An 18,611-nucleotide genomic window follows, 5' to 3' on the forward strand; every position below is an offset into this window, starting at 1 on the left:
TTCACGGCTTGAAGTCAGGCAAACAAGATTTCGTGTTACAAATAGCAAAGCCAGCGTATAGGTGCTGGCTTTGTTATTTCGGTAAAAAAGCGAATGTTATTTAATAAAAGCGATGCATCCTTGCAAAATCACTAAATTCACAATGTCGATGAAGAATGCACCGACAATTGGAACCACCATAAATGCTTGTGGTGATGGACCATATCGACTCACGATGGAGCCCATATTCATGACCGCAGTCGGTGTAGCACCTAACCCAAAACCGCAGTGTCCGCTAGCGATCACCGCCGCATCGTAGTTGCCTCCCATCATGCGGAATGTTACGTAGTAAGTGAACATCGCCAACACTGCCGACTGAATAGCAAGAATAATAAGGAATGGGATCGCAAGATCGAAAATATTCCACAATTTCAAACTCATCAAGGCCATGGCAAGAAATAGAGATAGTGCAACCGTGCCAAGAATATCAACGGTTTCTAAATCAGCCTTGCGCGCCTTCGTCACTTCCATGATGTTAGTGATAACAACACCAATAAACAGCGCATAAACAAAATCGGGAATCATTAACCACTTGATGTCAAAACTGCTTACCCAACTCTCGAGATACTTCGCGCCTGTCACGCAAAGTAGAATGATGGACAAGCTTTCAACGACTCTTTTCGCTGTGACACGATCTTCCTCATGTTCGTTGTACGTCACCAGTTCAGGGAAACTCTGATGACTTTGATTGGTGCGTCCGTATTCCGATTCCAAGTTGTGTTTGTTTAGTAGCTTTTGTGCAACAGGGCTGCCAATAATCCCGCCCATCACCAAGCCAAATGTAGCAGAAGCCATTGCCACCTCTAGAACATTATGCAAACCATACATTTCTTGAAAAGTTTGCGACCACGCAGCTCCAGTTCCATGTCCGCCAGAAAGCGTAATGGATCCGGCGATCAACCCCATGAGTGGATCTAACCCCAACGCTGTTGCTAAGGACACGCCGACCGCATTTTGGATAAGAATGTAGACCGATGCCACAACTAGGAAGATGAAAACCTTCGCACCGCCTTTAATCAGTTGGGTGTAATTTGCCGCTAAGCCAACGGTTGCAAAAAACATCAGCATAAAGACGTTTTGCAGTGGTAAATCAAAGGAGACATCCACACCATTTAAGTGCATCGTCGTGATTACGCAAGCGACCACTAGACCACCAACAATTGGCTCTGGAATATTAAATTTTTTTAAGGTTGGTAACTTGGTATTGATGAACTGCCCTAAAAACAACACGCAAATTGCGACGAGGAACGACTCCTGTGGGCCGATAGATATTACCTGATTCATGAGACCTCTTTACTCTACTCTTTCTCATTCATTGAGCACGAGCTCAACGTGAGATAGGTGCCTAAGCCAGTCAGATTGCCTCTCGAAACTTTTGTTTTCTAGGCCTCTTTGACCATCAATTCTCATCAAGTAAGAAATAAGCAGACCTAAAATTATGTTAATTATCATTCAGTGAGAATATTCATTTAAAACAGGCGATAAGTGTATTGATGGGAAGAGAAAAACAACACTTCTCAACTTATGAGAAGCAATTAATTTCCATATAAAACAAAACCTCAAAACAACGACCACATAGGTGGATATTTAGAGCGAATGAGACAGGCGGATACACTAGGTTTTAAATTATTACTTTCTCTCTAATGCACTAGGTGTTATACATATATATAACACCATCTCAACCAAGAGATTCACTCATGACTAATTGGCATGATCGCCAACCGATATTTCGACAGTTGGCAGACCAGATCACACAGCAAATACTGCAAGGTGTCTGGCAAGAAGGCGATGCTCTGCCCTCCGTCCGTAGCATCTCTGCAGATATGAAAATTAACCACCTCACCGTTATGAAAGGCTATCAATTGCTTGTTGATGACGGGCTAGTGGAGAAAAAACGCGGTCAAGGTATGTTTGTCGCTTCAGGAGCAAAGCTCAAATTACTCGCAGACGAGAAGGCACGTTTTCTTCAGCAACAAATTCCGCAGATAGCCGACACAATACAGCGTCTGGATATGTCACTCGACGAATTCATTCAACAACTAAAACCACACTTGAAAGGTGACCAATGAGCGCATTAGTCAGTGTAAACAACGTCTCCAAGCAATATCAGCAACAAGGAGAAGCACTGCATGAAGTGAGTTTCGACCTACATGCAGGACAAGTACTTGGCTTACTCGGCCATAATGGCGCAGGTAAATCAACGCTTATTAATGCCCTACTCGGTGCACATGAATATCAGGGCACTATTCGTATCAACGGATTTGAACCTATTATGCAACGCGACAAGATAATGCAGAGCTTATCCTACATCTCGGATGTCAACGTTCTGCCAGATTGGATGACCGTTGCTCAACTGCTTAACTATACCGAGGGCGTGCATCCAGGGTTCAATCGCGCCCAAGCAGATACGCTACTTCGTCAAACGGACATCAAACCTCGTGCGCGTATCAAATCTTTATCCAAAGGGATGAAGGTGCAATTACACCTCGCGATTGTGATCGCGACCAACACCCAAATCCTCATATTGGATGAACCGACACTCGGGTTAGATCTCGTGTATCGCGAGACGTTTTATCGTCACTTATTGGAATGGTTTCACGACGGCGAGCGCGTGTTGATCATCGCCAGTCATGAAGTATCAGAGATTGAGCACTTGCTGACAGATGTTCTGATTCTTAAGCATGGTCGCCCCGTTCTGCAAACCTCGATGGACAGTATCAGTGAAGACTATTTCATTCTTGAAGCCAACGACGAGCACCGCACACAAATTGAAGCGATGAACCCACTCTCGTCACAAAAAGGCCTCGGTTCAACGAAATGGTTACTCAAAGCCCAGTATGCCCAACAAGCAGAAACAATGGGCTCCATCCATGGGGTGAAGTTAGCGGATTTATTTTTAGCATTGCAGAAGGAGGCAGCGTAATGCGTTCAGTTGTCGCGATGTTGCAAAAAGAGTGGTTAGAAAACCCTCTTGTTTTACGTATTCCACTGTTTGTGTTGGCGTGTGGAGTTATTCTCTTTGTGAGTTTAATGAGTAACGACACTCTACAACACAATATGTTTTTCCAAATGAGCTTTGGTGGCGATGTCAGTGACATTCACAAAGAGCTTGGTGATGATGTCAATACGTTGATAACCGGAGGAGCAGGGCTGCTGTCTATCTTGTTAGCCGTTCAGTACTTCCCAAGAACGCTACGCAAAGAACGGGCGGAAGGCAGCATTATGTTTTGGCGCAGTATGCCTGTCAGTGACATAAAAACCCATTTAGTGAAGCTAGGATTTGGCTTATTGGTGATTCCGCTCGTCTGCTCGGTGCTCGTACTCGCTGCAAATTTAATGTTGTGGTTGCTGAACATCTCTACTGATCACCAATTGGCTTTATTGTACCGCCAAGTCTCGTTAGGTTACGTGCTGCTGCATTGGGGAGAGTTTTTAATCAGAATGTTTTTCGCCGGTATTCTGCTGTTACCGCTGGCATTAACTGCGATGGCTATTTCACAAAAAGTGAACTCACCACTGGTCATTTTGTTTATCGCCATTTATGCGCTGCGTTGGATGCCTATCGCACTTTTTGGTTTCTACGGGCTAGATCAGTTTTTCTCCGAAGTGCTTTACCTTCCGCTGCACGCCATTATTACACCAAACCCATTCAATGCCATTCCTCAAGCGGGTTGGTTAAACGTTGGCATTTACGCCTTCATTGGTATTCTTGGTTGGACAGCTAGCCTCAAGTTCAGCCGAACTATCCAATAATGCTTCGTTCAATAAACGACCAAACCAAGTCATAAAAAAACGGTCACAACCAGTGTTGTGACCGTTTTTATTTCGCCTCTAGGAGCTCATCCACTTAACTTTAACCAAGGAATGAAATGTAGCCTTGCAAGATAATTAAGTTGACGATGTCGATAAAGAAAGCGCCCACAATTGGCACCACCATAAATGCTTGTGGCGACGGGCCAAATCGGTTAACGATTGAACCCATGTTCATTACGGCTGTTGGGGTTGCACCCAAGCCAAAACCGCAGTGCCCCCCTGCAATAACCGCAGCATCGTAGTTGCTTCCCATCACTTTGAACGTAACATAGTACGTAAAGATAGCTAAGACGACAGACTGCACAGCTAAAATAACCAAGAATGGAATCGCTAGATCAAAGATATTCCATAACTTCAAGCTCATCAGAGCCATCGCTAGGAACAGAGATAGCGATACCGTACCTAACATATCGACCGTTTCGGCATCTAACTTACGAATCTTGGTCACTTCCAAGAAATTCGTAATGATCACACCAATGAATAGCGCATATACGAAGTCTGGAATCATCAGCCATGAGATTTCATACGTGCTTACCCATTGCTCGACATACTTGGCCCCAGTAACACAGATCAGTAGGAAGAAGAGTTTCTCCACAACTTTTTTCGCCGTTACTTTATCTTCTTCGTATTCATTGTAAGTCACCAACTCCGGGAATTTCTCGTGAGTTTTGGCATCTCGACCACCACGACCATACTCAGACTCTATGCTGTTCTTTTCCACCAGACGCTGCGCTACAGGGCTACCAATGATACCGCCGATGATCAAACCAAAAGTCGCTGATGCCATTGCAATTTCTAAGACGTTATCCAATCCATACACGTCTTGAAAGGTTTGTGACCACGCAGCACCTGTACCATGACCACCTGACAGAGTAATCGAGCCAGCAATTAACCCCATCAAAGGATCTAAACCGAGCGCCGCCGCAAGTGAAACGCCAACGCCGTTTTGTATGATGATGTAAAACGATGCGACAGCTAAGAAGATAAAAACCTTCGCACCTCCTTTCATCAACTGAGTGTAATTTGCGGCCAAACCAACTGTCGCAAAAAACATTAACATAAACGTATTTTGTAATGGCAAGTCGAACTCTAAATCGATGCCGTTGAAATGAAGAGCAGTAATCATGCAGGCTACAATAAGACCACCTACAATCGGCTCAGGTATGTTGAATTTCTTTAAAATCGGTAGCTTAGCATTAATAAAATGCCCCAGGAAAAGCACACTAATTGCGACCAAGAAGGACTCCAGTGCACCTACAGATATTAAATGATTCATATCGCCTCTTATTATTGTTCTCTTCATTCTCCGTAATGAATGAGTGTTAGTTTAACCTTCGTTCAATAGCAAATTTTCTCGCTTTATTGTTTCGAAAATACTCAAAAAGTTGGTGTAGATGCGCCTTAGGCTAGTTTAAGGGGCGCTCCTTAAGCGATGTGTCAGTTTTTACGCTGTTAGCAAGCCCTTAAATGTGAAAGGAGCTGATACAGCTCCTTCAAATGGCCCCTCGCAATACCTGTGCGTTATCGCTTGGGGTGTTGTGTTGTGAGTAAATTCTGGGTGACACTTTCTGAACCACTTCGGGCTCCCTTACTTAAACAGAATGTGTCAATTACTATCAAACAAAGTTCCTTCCCGTTGTAACCGTTAAACGCCGAGAGCGCGTTCAAAACAATTGGGTTTGCCTGTTCCTGTCGTAGCTTTTCAACTCTGGCTCATGGTGTATAAACGAGCCGAATCCAAGGAAACTCTCAGGCTGCAACAAACGTTTTCGTCACAACGGAGCAGGATTATAACATATCGCTGATAATTTTCTTCAATTCAGTGACATTCACCAACCCCATGGTTAAACCTTGCAATGATTAACTGCCTATTATCATTTTCACAGATAAAGATCGAAGCACAGTTACTCAGTAAGCTTCTTAGAAAACGATGCATAGCCAATAACTTCACCGCCGTTCTTATCCAAGAGGTCTTGATAAACGCCCTAGAGAACCAAGCCGCCGAAATATGCGATGTTATCATGATTGCTTTTCGAGACCGATGCCCCGACTTTGGCTAATGAGTACAACCCCAACTATGCATCAGACAAAAACATGTATAATTTTTTATACAAGTTATTCAATAACAAGAGTCCCACATGAACATTCATTCGCTTTGCCCTGCGCTATTACTCAGCGTCGTCTCATCAGCTACAGCAGCTGAAAGCATTCGTATTCAATATTCTCCCGTAGAGACAACTCATGAAAAAATCGCCCAACAATCGATTCAAAGCAGCGATGTAAACACCATCTTTGTTGAGCTATCTCAGGTCTACTTTCCATTTGATAAAGCTCTCACGCTGGTTTACGGCGGAGAAGATGGTCCAATGTATGACCCTGATACACACACAATATACGTTCCTTACACTTTTTATTTGGAGTCGCTCAATTACTTCTCCAATAATCAGTATGAAGAACGCTTCGGAAAATCCCCAAAAACAGGGGCGCTAGATACGTTATTGCACACTTTACTTCATGAAGCTGGGCATGCTTACATCGAAGATCAAAGCATCCCTGTTCTCGGAAAAGAAGAAGATGCGGTCGATAATTTTGCCACCATTTTAATGATTGACTTCCTAGAAGATGGCGCAGATATGGCCATTAGCGCCGCCGACATGTTCGCATTCGAATCCGACGACAGACCGGACTACTACGATTTTGGCGAGTACATTGACGAACACAGCTTTGATTTGCAGCGTTACTTTTCAACGTTATGTCTGGTGTACGGTAGTGATCCTGAGCAATACAAAGCCTTACTCGATGAAGTAGAAAAAGACTACCTGCGTGATCGCAAAGAGTTCTGCCAATTCAATTACGGCAACATTCGCGACAATTGGCTGCATTACTTGCAAAACAATGAACCAAAAGAAAATTCGCCACGTAAAAGCGATTAGAAAATCTCAAACAAGAAGACCGCAATGACAAAACTCACCATATTTTATGACGGAACCTGCCCGCTTTGTGCCAAAGAGATGAAGGCGCTAAAACAACGCGATTCCAAGCAGCACATCAAAACCGTCGATATCTATAGTGATGCATTCGCAGATTATCCTCAGATCGCTCCTGAACAAGCCAACACCATTTTGCACGCCCTCAACGAAAAGGGGGAGCTTCTGCTTGGGTTGGACGTGACTCATCGTGCGTGGCAATTAGTTGGTCGCGGTTGGCTCTACGCTCCACTGCGTTGGCGCCTCGTTAAACCTGTTGCTGACTGGCTTTACCTCAAATTCGCAAAGAATAGGTATCGCGTCTCATATTGGTTAACAGGGACTTCTCGTTGCAATAGTGGGTCGTGTTCACGTTAATTGTGATCCCGCTTAAAAATGCTACGACCTTCGTCTAGATTTACAAATTTCCAGTACTTCTGATTGAGTAACTCGGTTAATCTCTAAGCATTACAACAATAAGTATTAACACTTTTATCAGGCAAGCTTATTCAGCTTGTCACTTGTAACGCTGCGCCGAGAGAAGGACGTCTCTATGAATCTGACGATCAGAAAACGACTATATATCCTTTCAATAATTCCAATTCTAACTATGGCAATAGGCATGATGTGGTTCACCTACGTACAAACCACAGCCTACAACGAGCACGAGATTGAGCAAACTCGAAGTCGAATGATGGAGATGAAAAAAGCCGAACTCAAAAGCTACGTACAAATGGCGCGTTCCGCTGTCGAGCCGCTACTCGCACAAAATGCCCCACTGGAAGAGGCTCTGCCTATCTTGAAACAACTAGAGTTTGGTCAATCCGGCTACATCTTTGGTTATGATTCAAAAGGCGTTCGCGTCGTGGTGGGTAAAAACACCAAAGGCATCGGGGAAAACTTCTATAACTTGCAGGACAAGAAAGGCAATTACCTGATTCAGGATTTGTTAAAAAATGCCAAAACTGGCGAGTTCACGACTTATTACTTCCCGAAACTCGGTCAGAGTGAAGCACTACCGAAACTGAGCTACTCAGTCTTTATTCCTGAATGGGACTTGATGTTGGGAACGGGTTTCTACACGGACGATATCGACGCCATTGTGGCAGACATGGAAAAAGCCGCACACGAAGATCTCAACACCACACTGACGGCAATAGCCCTGTTTTGTGCCTCGATAACAGCGATAGTTGCAGTCTTTGCCGTATTTGTTAACCGCAGCATCATGAAACCTATTGAGCAGTTTGATGCTTCAATTCACTCTTTCGCACAAGGCGATGCAGATTTAACCGCGCGCATGGAAGAATCGAGCGTGCCGGAGTTCACGCAGCTGAGCCGCAACTTCAATATCTTCGTTGAAAGCCTGCAAGGCATCATCAAGAGTGTTAGCCATGTCGGACAAGAAGTGGTTTCAGAGACCAACGAGATGTCACAGCGTGCATCGCAAGTGGACGAGTTAGCTTCAGGTCAACGTGAAGAAACCGAACAGGTCGCTGCGGCAATGACCGAGATGACAGCAACGGCGCACGAGATTTCAAACAACGCTAACCAAGCAGCGCAATCAGCCAGAGACGCCGATGAAAACTCACAACAAGCAAAACACATTGTTGATTCAGCAGCGAACTCTGTCGAAGCGCTCGCGCTAGAAGTGTCAGAAGCCAGCACGGTGATTTCTCGTTTAGAGAGCGACGTAAAAAACATTTCTTCTTCGCTAGAGGTTATTCAAGACATCGCCGAACAAACTAACCTATTGGCACTGAACGCAGCCATTGAAGCAGCCCGTGCTGGTGAACAAGGTCGCGGCTTCGCAGTCGTTGCCGATGAAGTCCGTAAACTGGCAAGTCGCACTCAAGACAGCACAGGCGAAATTCACCAAATGATCGAGCAGTTGAAGTCTGGCTCGGATGCGGCAGTGAAAGCCATGGGTTCAAGCCAAGCGCGTGGTGAAGCAACGGTAGAAGAAGCACGAGCAGCCTCTGCCGCACTGCAAGAAATCCAAGCCGCAATTGCTAACATCATGGACATGAACACGCTTATCGCAACGGCAACTGAAGAGCAAAGCCAAGTTGGCCAAGAGATTTCACAACGTATCGAAGTCATCTCTCAACAAAGCAGCCAATCGGCACACCTTGCCAACCAAAACCGAGCAGGCAGTGGCAACCTTAACCACAAAGCCAACGAACTGTACGACTTGGTCGGTCGCTTTACGGTCTAGAGCTTTCCTCAAACACTCAACATGCAAACAGCGACGCCAAAACGTCGCTGTTTTTATTTCTGCTATCATAATGCGACTTAGCTATAATGCCGCCAACTTAGCACCCACAAGGGCAAACAAGATGATTATTATGACCACCAATTTCGGTGACATCGAAATTGAATTGAACCTAGAACGAGCGCCAGTTAGCTCAAAGAACTTCAAAAAATACTGTGAAGATGGCTTCTACGACGGCACCATTTTCCACCGCGTTATCGACGGCTTTATGATCCAAGGTGGCGGTCATACCGAAGACATGGCAGAAAAGCCAACACGCGCACCGATCGCGAACGAAGCAAACCGTGGTCTAAAGAATCTTGTTGGCACTATCGCAATGGCACGTACCGATGCACCGCACTCTGCAACGGCACAGTTCTTCATTAACTTGGAAGACAATGATTTCCTAGACCACACCGCAACGACCAACCTAGGCTGGGGCTACGCCGTGTTTGGTAAAGTGACCGCGGGTATGGATGTCGTAAACCGCATCGCGAAAGTAAAAACGACCTCTAAGCTTGGTCACGATGATGTGCCATGCGATCCAATCATTATCGAGAAAGTGACGATCAGCGAATAAACCCATTCGCCTCTGCAGAGAAATCGTCGCTATAAAACGAAGAAAGCGCCTAACGTCTGATGACTTAGGCGCTTTTTGTTTTTATGACTCAGCCGATTAGTTGGGCTTATAACGAAGTTATTGATAGAAAAGCTCAGCTTTGGCTCCAACCAAATCCAGTTCAGAGCCTTGAAAATCAGCCAGATATTCAGCAACAAGGTTGTACCCAACCCAATACCCCATGTATTTCGGCCAGCGGCTTTCATCGCTGCCAAGAAAGTAAGCGTCGAAGTTGTAATCTAAGCTGGTCAACTTGCCTTTCATCTCAGCGTAGAAAGGGCGCCAATCTTGATCTTGATTTGCTCAAACAAGGTCGGAGTGACGCCGCCATTCACCTTACGTTCGAAGTGACAAGCTAACCCTTCCATAATTAGTACATCACCAAGTGCAACGCCACTTTCTCCCGCTCGCATACGGAACAGGTGATGCAACTCATGCGCTAACACCGCAGCTAGTTCTTTCTCAATAACGTTTTTAATATCTGCACGTTGGGTATTAAGAAGAATCTCCACACGATAGGCGCTTAAGCAATAGCCACCAATCCCCGTCTGCGGTACGTCATTGCGATCAAATGGGCTAATGGTGAGGTCAATGTTGCTTAAATCAAAGTAACTAGAAAGTTGTGAGCTCAGATCATCAAGTTTCTGATGCAAATACTCAGAAATTGGAGACAGTTCTCCCGTCGCATTTAACAGGGTTACGCGATAACTCATTTATCTTCCTTGATAATGTGGCTTAAGAGCAGCGAGTTTACAGTGTAAAGAGTGAGCAGTTCTAGCGATTACATCCCTTTGAACAAACTTTGAGATGCACGGCTCACAGCGAGCTTAGTTTCTCCAACGTGAACAAACATTCTTCCAGCAAAGTCTTTGTTTACTTTGCTAATTTTGCACACTTGCACAACGCTTGAACGGTGTACTTGCCAGAACTGTTCTGGGTTAAGCTGCCCTATCAACTCTTTCAACGAGGTGCGAATCAAATACTCCTGCACTTTGCCTTGTCCTTGTTGGGCATACACAGAAACGTATTTTTCTTCCGCTTTGAAATACAATACATCAGACGTAGCAATCAGATGAATATCTTCCCCTTGCGTCGCTTTGATCCACTGAAGATATTGCGGCGTTTGTGGCGCGGATAATTGCTGCAACTGTTCTAACAGGCTGCTCATCTGCACATTACTGCTTTGTTGCTCTCGCTTAGCAAGGCGTGCTTTCACTCTTTCACACGTCGTCAGGAGGCGCTCATCCGAGATAGGCTTAAGCAAATAATCGGCGGCATTTTGTTCAAAGGCTTTGATGGCGTAATCATCGTACGCAGTAACAAACACAATCAAAGGTGGATTGGCGAGTTGATTGAGTTTTTGCGCCAATGTCATGCCATCCAAAACTGGCATACGAATATCGAGAAACGCAATATCAGGTTGGCTTTGCTCAATGGCTTGCAACGCTTGTTCACCATCGGCGACTTTGGCTATCACCTCTAGCTCTGGCCACACTTCAGCTAGGCTTTTATCAAGATGATGCCTCAATAGCGGTTCATCATCAGCAATAATGGCAGTAAACCCTGTATTCATTCCTTTCTTCCTTGATTACGATTCCATTGGCCAACTCAGGCGAACACAAACACCACCCTGAGCAGACTCACTGATAGAAACCTCTCCTTGCCCTGCGAACAAAGCTTCAACTCGCTGCTTGAGGTTACTTAAACCGACGCCAGAGCCCATGTGCCCACTAACATGATTCAAGCCAACACCCGTGTCTCTGACTTCAATCTTCAAGTTCTGTCGTTCACGCTTGATGAGCAAACTGATTTCGCCGCCTTCTCGCTTCGGCTCAATACCATGGATGATGGCGTTTTCGATTAAAGGTTGGAGCATCATCGGCGGTAATTCGGTTCTGCCTAGCCCTTCTTCCACCTCAATCTTGTAACTGAGTCGATCACCCAAACGAGTTTGTTGGATGCCTAAGTAAGCCTCAAGTAACGCCGTTTCATTGTCTATGGTGGTGTGTTCTTCGCGTGAGCTTTTGAGCGTCGCACGCAGCAGCGCGGTTAACTGTTCTAGCATTAGCTTGGCTTTATCGACATCTTGCGACATGAGCGCACTGATATTTGCCAAGGTATTGAATAAGAAATGCGGTTCAATCTGGCTTTGCATCTGCTTAAGCTGACTCAGCAACAGCGCACGATCTTGCTCTGCTTTCTCGCGCTTGATGGCTTCCAACTCTCGTTGAGCAACCGCCTCTTTCTCACGCGAGTAAAAATAGAAATAACACATACCGCTAAACAGTAATCCCATTAAGCCAACAGGGATCATATCGGAGATACCAAAATACTCTCCGAGCCAAAATTGCGCATTAATCACCCCAAACAATAAACAGGCAACAAGCGAACACACCACTTCTATCATACGCGGGATGGTTGGAAACAAACGGTCAATCAACCATGAGAAGAAGATAGCCGAATAGCCAAATCCAAAGCTAACCGCTACATGAATGTAAAATAGACCGCCCCAAACCGAGAGCGTCATTGCTGCGATAAAGAGACAAAATGCCGTGGTCACTAATAAGCTACGCGGCCATCCACTTTTCACCACTGATTTTGCTGAACACATTTAGAATTTCCCTTTGATGTTAAATACAATCATATGCTTATCATTGATTTGTGCGTAAGCAGATTGGTCGTCTCCGGTTAAAAAGCGTGCGGCAACTTCCACTTCTACACTTTGATCGCCAGTATCAATCCATTGGTAGTTAAGCCACTGCGTGACAATCACACCACCATCTTGTGGCGACAGCATCACATCCAACGTGGGGGTTACATCACTTAGCCAGCCCATATCCGCTTTGCCGTTCCATGCAGCCCATGCTTCCAAATCCCAACTCCAGTGCAACATTACGTTATGCTGAACGATATTGGCATGCTGAAACCCTTGGGCGTAGCTTGTCGCAAGTAGAGATACATTATGGTCGGGGATCTGAGAGAGTAATTCGCCACGCTCTATTGCTTGTTGCCATTCGCCTTTCGACCATGCACGGCTGTCGTACCAATATTCAGCAATCACGTTGTGTCCGGCTTGGTTTGCCCAATTCAACCCAATTAAGGCTTGGAATACGCTGCCCTGCTCCTCAACTGAAACGGGTTGGTAAAGGTCATCTTGCTGAAACTGGTAGCCGACACTTTGCTTTTGCCACAGCATGGAACCGTGCATGGCGATGGATTCATCCCACACAGCAATGGCACTGGCGCCAAGCAAACCTCGGCGCACATCATCGTAATAACCAATAAGTTGATACTCGGTGTCACCCACCAGCGCATAACGACGAATACCAACACCTTGCTGCTCTGCGGCTTGATCAAGTGCACTCTGGTCTTGTTGCCCCCAGCTTGAATCCGTTGCAATCACCGTCCACTCGCCTGCCATATCGTAGTGTGAGAGTGAAAACACACCCGCACCTTCTTCTGCTACTAAGCCAACAGGATTTTGTCGATAAGGCTTAAACAGATCCAAAGGTCGGTAGCCATAACCCACGCCCCAATCAACGCGCAACTTACCTAAGCTCACATCAAGTGTGGTTTCACCGACTTGCCACTCCCCTAGCCAAGCAAGTTCTCGAATCAGCAGTTGGTTATCAGCTTCACTCCACCAATCACTCTTTCCTTGTTGATTGAGGTACAAACCTTGGCTGTACAGAGCAAACAAGCCACTGAAGTTTTGATAGTTCACCTGCACATCCAACAGTGCATTAAGTGAATCACGAGAACTGCCCTGCGCTTGCATAAATGCGCTGTCACGCTGCTTGGCAGTTTCGTAACTGACAGCCCAATCCCACTCAAAACTCAGCTCATCATTGGCAAAAACTGGGGCTGCTGCGCCCACACACAACGACGCAGCAATCAACAAACTGGTGCTTTTGTTAAGGTTAGGCTGGTGCGATTTCATGTGATTTCCTTGCTCGTTTTCATGGATCTATTTACGGAGTTCAGGCTAAAGCTGAGTCGTATTGGCTTTCGGCAAATAGCTTGGGTTGTAGAACTTGTTATCCAGCTGCCAAGGCACGATTTCTTGATACTCGATAACGGTCTTTTTGCTCGGCTGAATGCTATCAAGCAAGGTCATCTCACTGACGTAGTCTTCACCGTTGTCGCTTGCACGTCCGTATTGCGCTTGCTTGGCGAGTTTGCCAGAGCGCAAGTAAAGATCGGCTTTGATTGGAAACGCATCTTGCTCAGACAACCATAAGTCGATCTTCTGATAACTCGCCCCTTTGGTTTTCGCGGTTAAAGCAAGGTGATAAGCCGCGACACTTTCTCCGTTCACAGCGACGGTTTCTGTCGCTTTCCATTCACCTTGATAATCTTGGCTCCACGTCAGCGTTGAGATGTCGCCGATAGACGCTTCACCAAGCAGCTTTTGCATCGGCGTAATGCGAATCGGACGGCGGCTCTTTGGCATTTGCAGCCAGTAGTTATCGCCCATCATCAGCATCTTTTGCCCGGCTTCGACTGCCGATTTGAACACCACCAACGATTCACGATTTGGACGCGTGTACACATGGTAAAGGCGGGTTTTATCTAACTCTTGGTCTTGATATAAGCGCACCAGTGACACCACTTTGGAGGAATCATCTTGCAAGCGGTAGCTGTCAGCTTTTTCAATCAATTGCGCAACTTGCTGTGCATCTAGCGCTGTTTCATTTGCACTGACATTCATGCTTGCAACGCCGCTTACCGTCAGCAGTGCAATTGGTAATAGTGATTTGAAATTAAACATAAATCAGTGCCTCCGTAATTGGCTTGTTCACCCCTTTGCGCGCCGAGAAAAACGCCGCAACCAAACAAATCATCAATACTGCAAATCCTGCGACAGCCACCAGCTCCCAAGAGAAGTAAATCGTTAATGGGTAACCTTCTGTACGTCCTGGCGGTGGCGGCATTTGCACATCCACGACCATCAGTAAGACGGTAACTAACCCTGTAAACAAAGCGCCGATTAAGCTACCAATCACCGCAAGTAACCCTGCTTCGCGCAAGAACCCAGCAATGATTTCGTGAGGGTAGCTACCAAGTGCTGACAAGGTGCCAATTTCACGGGTGCGCTCCGTTACCGACATGGTCATGGTGTTAAACAGCGCGACAAATACCACCAGTGCCATTACTGCGCCCATGATGCCGAAGATACGGTCGTACAAATCTTTAACTTTGAGATAGAAGAACGCGCGTTCTTGCCAAGGCGTAATCTCAATATCTTGATCACCAAAGTTCTGCTTTTGCTTACTCAGAACCGAAGCCACTTGTTGCTCGACTTGGGTAGTTAAACTGGTGTCGAACAGGAAGACAGATAACGCACTGACTTTGTCTGAACCGAGCAGCGATTGCGCGCTGTTGATGTGCACGTACAACTGGCGTTTATCAAGCTCTGGTACGCCGGTTGAATAGATGCCACGCACTTTGAAGTCATACGCGTTCAATGCGCCGTCGGTTGTAGTCGCCAGCAAGGTGATCCAATCGCCAACGTGCACGCTTAAGTTGTTCGCCAAATCAACACCGAGCATCACTTCTGGCTCTGCTGGGTCATAACGCGATGCATTAATGTTGGACAGCGTTTGCCCTTCACGCACGTCTAAAAACGGTCCTTTCATATCGAATTCGCGTTCGTTAACGCCAATACCGATAAAGATCGACGACTTGTTGCCGTTGGAAATCAAACCACTGAACTCAACTCGTGGCTGCACGCCTCGCACTTCGTTTAAGCCAATCAATTGCTTAGTGATGTCGTCGGCGTGAGTTAAACCGTTACTCAGTGGCATCTCTTCTTCTTTAGCGAAGTAACCCGGCGTGGTTAACGTCAGATGCCCCGTGTCACGTGCTGTCGATTCTTTCAAACTGTCGTAGGTGTACAGACCAAAACCGCCCGCACTGGTTAATGCAAACACGGCAATGGCAATGATCAACATCGACAACAAACTGCGACGGCGATTGCGTTGCAAGTTCAACCAAGCAAGGCGAACCGAAACGGGTATTAGCTTGCCCATGAAACCTCCTCCACACTTGCGTGCGTTTGGGTGATTTTGCCATCCACCAACTCAATGGTTCGATCGCAGCGGGATGCCATTCGAGGGTCGTGTGTAGCGACGATAAAAGTGGTGCCAAGCTCGTGTCCGAGCCCTTTCATAATGTCGATGACCTTGTTAGCAGTTTGACTATCAAGACTTGCGGTTGGCTCATCGGCAATCACCAATGCCGGTTTGTGCACTAAGGCGCGTGCAATTGCCACACGCTGCTGCTGACCGCCTGATAGGTTATCGGGCATATGATGAATAAACTCGCCCAAGCCAACGTGTTCTAGCATTTGTGTGGCGAGCTCGGTTTGTTCCGCTTTTGAAAAACCGTTGAGATGCAGCGGATACGCCACGTTCTCCAACGCTGTCATCACAGGCACAAGATTGAATTTTTGGAACACAAAGCCAAGCTTTTCACGGCGCATTTTCGCCGCCTGCATTTGTCCGGTTGGGTATGGGCTGCCTGCAAATGTCACCTGACCTTGGTATTGAGTATCCAGCATGCCAAGCACATTAAGTAAGGTGCTTTTGCCTGAGCCAGACGGCCCGCATAATGCCACCATTTCGCCGGCAAACACTTCACCAGACACGTCTCGCAATGCACGCACGGTTTGGCTACCAAGGGCGTAATCGCGGCTAAGTTGATTAAAAACGATCATGACGCCTCCCTAATACTTGGCTAGCAACGCTTTCGCGGTTTGCGTTTCTAGATTGCTATCACCTAACTGCTCCATTTGCGCTAACCATATTTTGGCTTGTTGAACATCTTCAGCACGCAATGCAGCTTCAATGGCGTAGCGATAAATCCAAGACGTTGCCGCGAAAGGTTGTTGGCTAAAACTCGGTTCATCGAGCAGAGAAAGGTACAGCTCATAGCCACGCTCAAAGTGATTGAACATGTCAGGCAGAGAGGTAAACGTAGTAGCTGCCATGGCGGTAGCTAGCTGGTATTCCGGCAAGCCTTGTAAGCGTTGTTGCTCTTGCAGTGGTACTGGCTGATTCGCCATTAAATCCAAGCCTTTTTGGATTGTGGCAAGACCGCGCTCGGTGAACTTCATCTTGTTCCAAGGCATAAACGCCTCACGACCTTGCAACGTCTCCGCACTGCCCAAGTAAACCAAGGTCACCGGCGTTGCGCCCTGCTCTTCGAGTTGTTTGGATAGTTCGCCATAAACAGTATCAACTAAGCCAGAGTCACCCTGTGCTGCTTGGTTGAATTGACTGAGTGTGCGCTCGCTTGGGTTAGCCAGAGCCAGATTGCTGCTAAGTGCAAATGCGGCGATAAACGTACTTGCCAGTTTAAGAGCTTTGATTGAGCGAGATTGAGAAACCATCATGTACTGTCCTTAGTTGAACGTGATTTGATGGTTTCAGATTAAGGGAGAAGATCGCACGCTGCTTTTGCATGCGACCAATGGCAGTTATGCAGAGTGAATGGTATTGAGAGAGGATGAATGACATTCACTTAAACAGAAAATACAATTCCGCTCATTCGTAACTCTACATTTTTACGGCAGTCACAATAAAAACACTGGCTTAAAATCTGAGGCTAGTGTATTTATCCATCCCACAGCTACCCATAACAGACAGTGTCGCACTCTCCTTTCTTACACACCTTTGCATGGTGTCTGTTGTTTCGAAATCGAGATTCTTAGCATCGGAATAGTTTGAACTCTTCGAGTTTTAGTTGTTTTCGCACTCAAAATAGGTGCGTTATTAGGTCGTTGAAAATGAATAAGCGTTATTTCCCAAGAGTTGATTTGCCACTGCTAATGGCGATCATTCCGATCATGCTGTTAAGTTCGCTCACTCTCTGGAGTGCCAGTAGCTTTAATGAGGCGATGCTCTTCAAACATTTGGCGCGCTGCGGACTGACATTAGTTTGTATCTTGGTCATGTCCTCGATTCCAGCGTCCAGCTATCAGCGCTCAGCTCCATATCTCTACATTATTGCGGTTGCTCTGCTACTTGCTGTCGCTTTATTTGGTGATAGCACCAATGGCTCTCAACGTTGGCTCGATATCGGCTTCTTCCGCTTTCAACCGTCTGAGCTAATCAAACTTTCCATTCCAATCATGATCGCCTGGATGCTGCATATTGAAGGAGGTCGACCAGACAGTCGGAAAATTGCGTTTTGCTTACTTATTACAATGATTCCTGCCGGGTTAATCGCGCTACAACCGGATTTAGACGGTGCAGTTTTTACCGTCATTTATGCATTGTTCGTTTTGTTTTTGGCTGGCATGAGCTGGAAAATAATATGCGGGTTTATTGCGAGCATTTTAACGTTAGCACCTATTTTATGGTTCTTCGTTATGGAAACCTATCAAAAGAGCCGTGTAACACAGTTCTTGCACCCTGAGTCCGATCCACTGGGTTCGGGCTACCAAATCATCCAATCTTTGATTGCGATTGGCTCAGGCGGTATGAAAGGCAAAGGTTGGATGAATGCAACGCAGGGAACACTTGGCTTTATTCCAGAAAGTCATACGGACTTTATTTTTTCGACCTATGCGGAAGAATGGGGCTTTGTTGGCAGTTTAGTCTTACTCGCATTGTACTTGTTTATTACTGCACGCGTTATGTTGCTTGCATGTCAGTCTGACCACTTTTTTAGTCGGCTGGTAAGTGGCGCATTAGCGATGAGCTTTTTTCTGTATGCTTTTATCAATACGGGCATGGTGAGTGGCTTGTTGCCAGTAATGGGTAGCCCACTTCCCTTCTTTAGCTATGGCGGCACGGCGATGCTAACTCAAGGTATCTGTTTTGGTGTAATCATGTCGCTGTGTTATTCCAAATATCGTAACGCATAGCGTTGCTTGAGAAAAAGCGATCAAAAAAGGCTTCCCTAAGGAAGCCTTTTT

General features: G+C 46.1%; 17 protein-coding genes and 1 pseudogene. 8 read left to right on the forward strand and 10 right to left on the reverse strand.

What is annotated here, in order from left to right:
- Nucleotides 1–96: 96 nt before the first annotated feature.
- Nucleotides 97–1,323, reverse strand: a complete 1,227-nt coding sequence (gene gltS, locus R7093_RS05705; protein ID WP_017821044.1) for a sodium/glutamate symporter — start codon at nt 1,321–1,323, stop codon at nt 97–99.
- A 413-nt stretch (nt 1,324–1,736) separates the two neighbouring features.
- Between gltS (R7093_RS05705) and R7093_RS05710 the strand changes: the two genes are divergently transcribed.
- Genes R7093_RS05710 through R7093_RS05720 form a run of 3 tightly spaced genes read left to right on the forward strand, consistent with a single transcriptional unit; the run spans nt 1,737 to nt 3,792 of the window.
- Entirely contained in the window at nt 1,737–2,108 is a 372-nt protein-coding gene (locus R7093_RS05710) for a GntR family transcriptional regulator (protein WP_005374444.1), read from the forward strand.
- Nucleotides 2,105–2,962 carry an ABC transporter ATP-binding protein gene (locus R7093_RS05715; RefSeq protein ID WP_005383221.1) on the forward strand — a complete coding sequence of 286 codons (858 nt, stop codon included), beginning with the start codon at nt 2,105–2,107 and terminating at the stop codon, nt 2,960–2,962. The genes R7093_RS05710 and R7093_RS05715 overlap by 4 nt, the downstream gene beginning before the upstream one ends.
- On the forward strand, nt 2,962–3,792 hold the full coding sequence (locus tag R7093_RS05720) for a membrane protein (RefSeq protein ID WP_047102488.1): 831 nt from the start codon (nt 2,962–2,964) through the stop codon (nt 3,790–3,792). Before R7093_RS05715 ends, R7093_RS05720 begins: the two co-directional genes overlap by 1 nt.
- Before the next feature lie 100 nt (nt 3,793–3,892).
- Here R7093_RS05720 and gltS (R7093_RS05725) read toward each other — a convergent pair whose 3' ends face one another.
- Entirely contained in the window at nt 3,893–5,128 is a 1,236-nt protein-coding gene (gltS, locus tag R7093_RS05725) for a sodium/glutamate symporter (RefSeq protein ID WP_005374448.1), read from the reverse strand.
- Nucleotides 5,129–5,990: 862 nt separating this feature from the next.
- On the opposite strand from gltS (R7093_RS05725), the gene R7093_RS05730 reads away from it, so the two are divergent.
- From R7093_RS05730 to R7093_RS05745, 4 genes are all read left to right on the forward strand, one after another.
- A complete protein-coding gene (locus R7093_RS05730) occupies nt 5,991–6,785 on the forward strand; it encodes a DUF4344 domain-containing metallopeptidase (RefSeq protein ID WP_005374451.1) in 795 nt (264 codons plus the stop codon).
- Between the two features lie 24 nt (nt 6,786–6,809).
- Nucleotides 6,810–7,196, forward strand: a complete 387-nt coding sequence (locus tag R7093_RS05735) for a thiol-disulfide oxidoreductase DCC family protein (protein WP_047102487.1) — start codon at nt 6,810–6,812, stop codon at nt 7,194–7,196.
- A gap of 175 nt (nt 7,197–7,371) precedes the next feature.
- The gene (locus R7093_RS05740; protein ID WP_025768726.1) at nt 7,372–9,033 is read left to right on the forward strand and encodes a methyl-accepting chemotaxis protein; all 1,662 of its coding nucleotides are present in this window, start codon (nt 7,372–7,374) and stop codon (nt 9,031–9,033) included.
- Between the two features lie 121 nt (nt 9,034–9,154).
- Complete coding sequence (locus R7093_RS05745; RefSeq protein WP_005374458.1) at nt 9,155–9,649, forward strand: peptidylprolyl isomerase; 495 nt, start codon at nt 9,155–9,157, stop codon at nt 9,647–9,649.
- A 117-nt stretch (nt 9,650–9,766) separates the two neighbouring features.
- On the opposite strand, the pseudogene R7093_RS05750 reads toward R7093_RS05745, so the two are convergent.
- The 8 genes and pseudogenes from R7093_RS05750 to R7093_RS05785 all read right to left on the reverse strand — a co-directional run bounded on the left by R7093_RS05750 (nt 9,767) and on the right by R7093_RS05785 (nt 17,084).
- Nucleotides 9,767–10,401: pseudogene (locus R7093_RS05750) on the reverse strand (DUF2268 domain-containing putative Zn-dependent protease).
- Nucleotides 10,402–10,469: 68 nt separating this feature from the next.
- Nucleotides 10,470–11,261, reverse strand: a complete 792-nt coding sequence (locus R7093_RS05755; RefSeq protein WP_047102486.1) for a LytR/AlgR family response regulator transcription factor — start codon at nt 11,259–11,261, stop codon at nt 10,470–10,472.
- 15 nt (nt 11,262–11,276) lie between these two features.
- Nucleotides 11,277–12,299, reverse strand: coding sequence for a sensor histidine kinase (locus tag R7093_RS05760; RefSeq protein ID WP_047102485.1), 1,023 nt, complete (start codon nt 12,297–12,299; stop codon nt 11,277–11,279).
- On the reverse strand, nt 12,300–13,628 hold the full coding sequence (locus R7093_RS05765) for a hypothetical protein (RefSeq protein WP_047102484.1): 1,329 nt from the start codon (nt 13,626–13,628) through the stop codon (nt 12,300–12,302). It abuts the gene before it with no gap.
- A 45-nt stretch (nt 13,629–13,673) separates the two neighbouring features.
- On the reverse strand, nt 13,674–14,459 hold the full coding sequence (locus R7093_RS05770; protein ID WP_047102483.1) for an outer membrane lipoprotein-sorting protein: 786 nt from the start codon (nt 14,457–14,459) through the stop codon (nt 13,674–13,676).
- On the reverse strand, nt 14,452–15,720 hold the full coding sequence (locus R7093_RS05775; RefSeq protein ID WP_047102482.1) for an ABC transporter permease: 1,269 nt from the start codon (nt 15,718–15,720) through the stop codon (nt 14,452–14,454). Before R7093_RS05775 ends, R7093_RS05770 begins: the two co-directional genes overlap by 8 nt.
- Nucleotides 15,708–16,406 (reverse strand): ABC transporter ATP-binding protein, encoded by a 699-nt coding sequence (locus R7093_RS05780; protein ID WP_005374479.1) that lies wholly within the window; start codon nt 16,404–16,406, stop codon nt 15,708–15,710. Before R7093_RS05780 ends, R7093_RS05775 begins: the two co-directional genes overlap by 13 nt.
- A 9-nt stretch (nt 16,407–16,415) precedes the next feature.
- A complete protein-coding gene (locus R7093_RS05785) occupies nt 16,416–17,084 on the reverse strand; it encodes a hypothetical protein (protein WP_005383200.1) in 669 nt (222 codons plus the stop codon).
- Nucleotides 17,085–17,477: 393 nt separating this feature from the next.
- On the opposite strand from R7093_RS05785, the gene rodA reads away from it, so the two are divergent.
- The gene (gene rodA, locus R7093_RS05790; RefSeq protein WP_017821057.1) at nt 17,478–18,560 is read left to right on the forward strand and encodes a rod shape-determining protein RodA; all 1,083 of its coding nucleotides are present in this window, start codon (nt 17,478–17,480) and stop codon (nt 18,558–18,560) included.
- The last annotated feature ends 51 nt before the right edge of the window (nt 18,561–18,611 follow it).

The sequence above is a fragment of the Vibrio sp. 1580 genome (assembly GCF_033340055.1).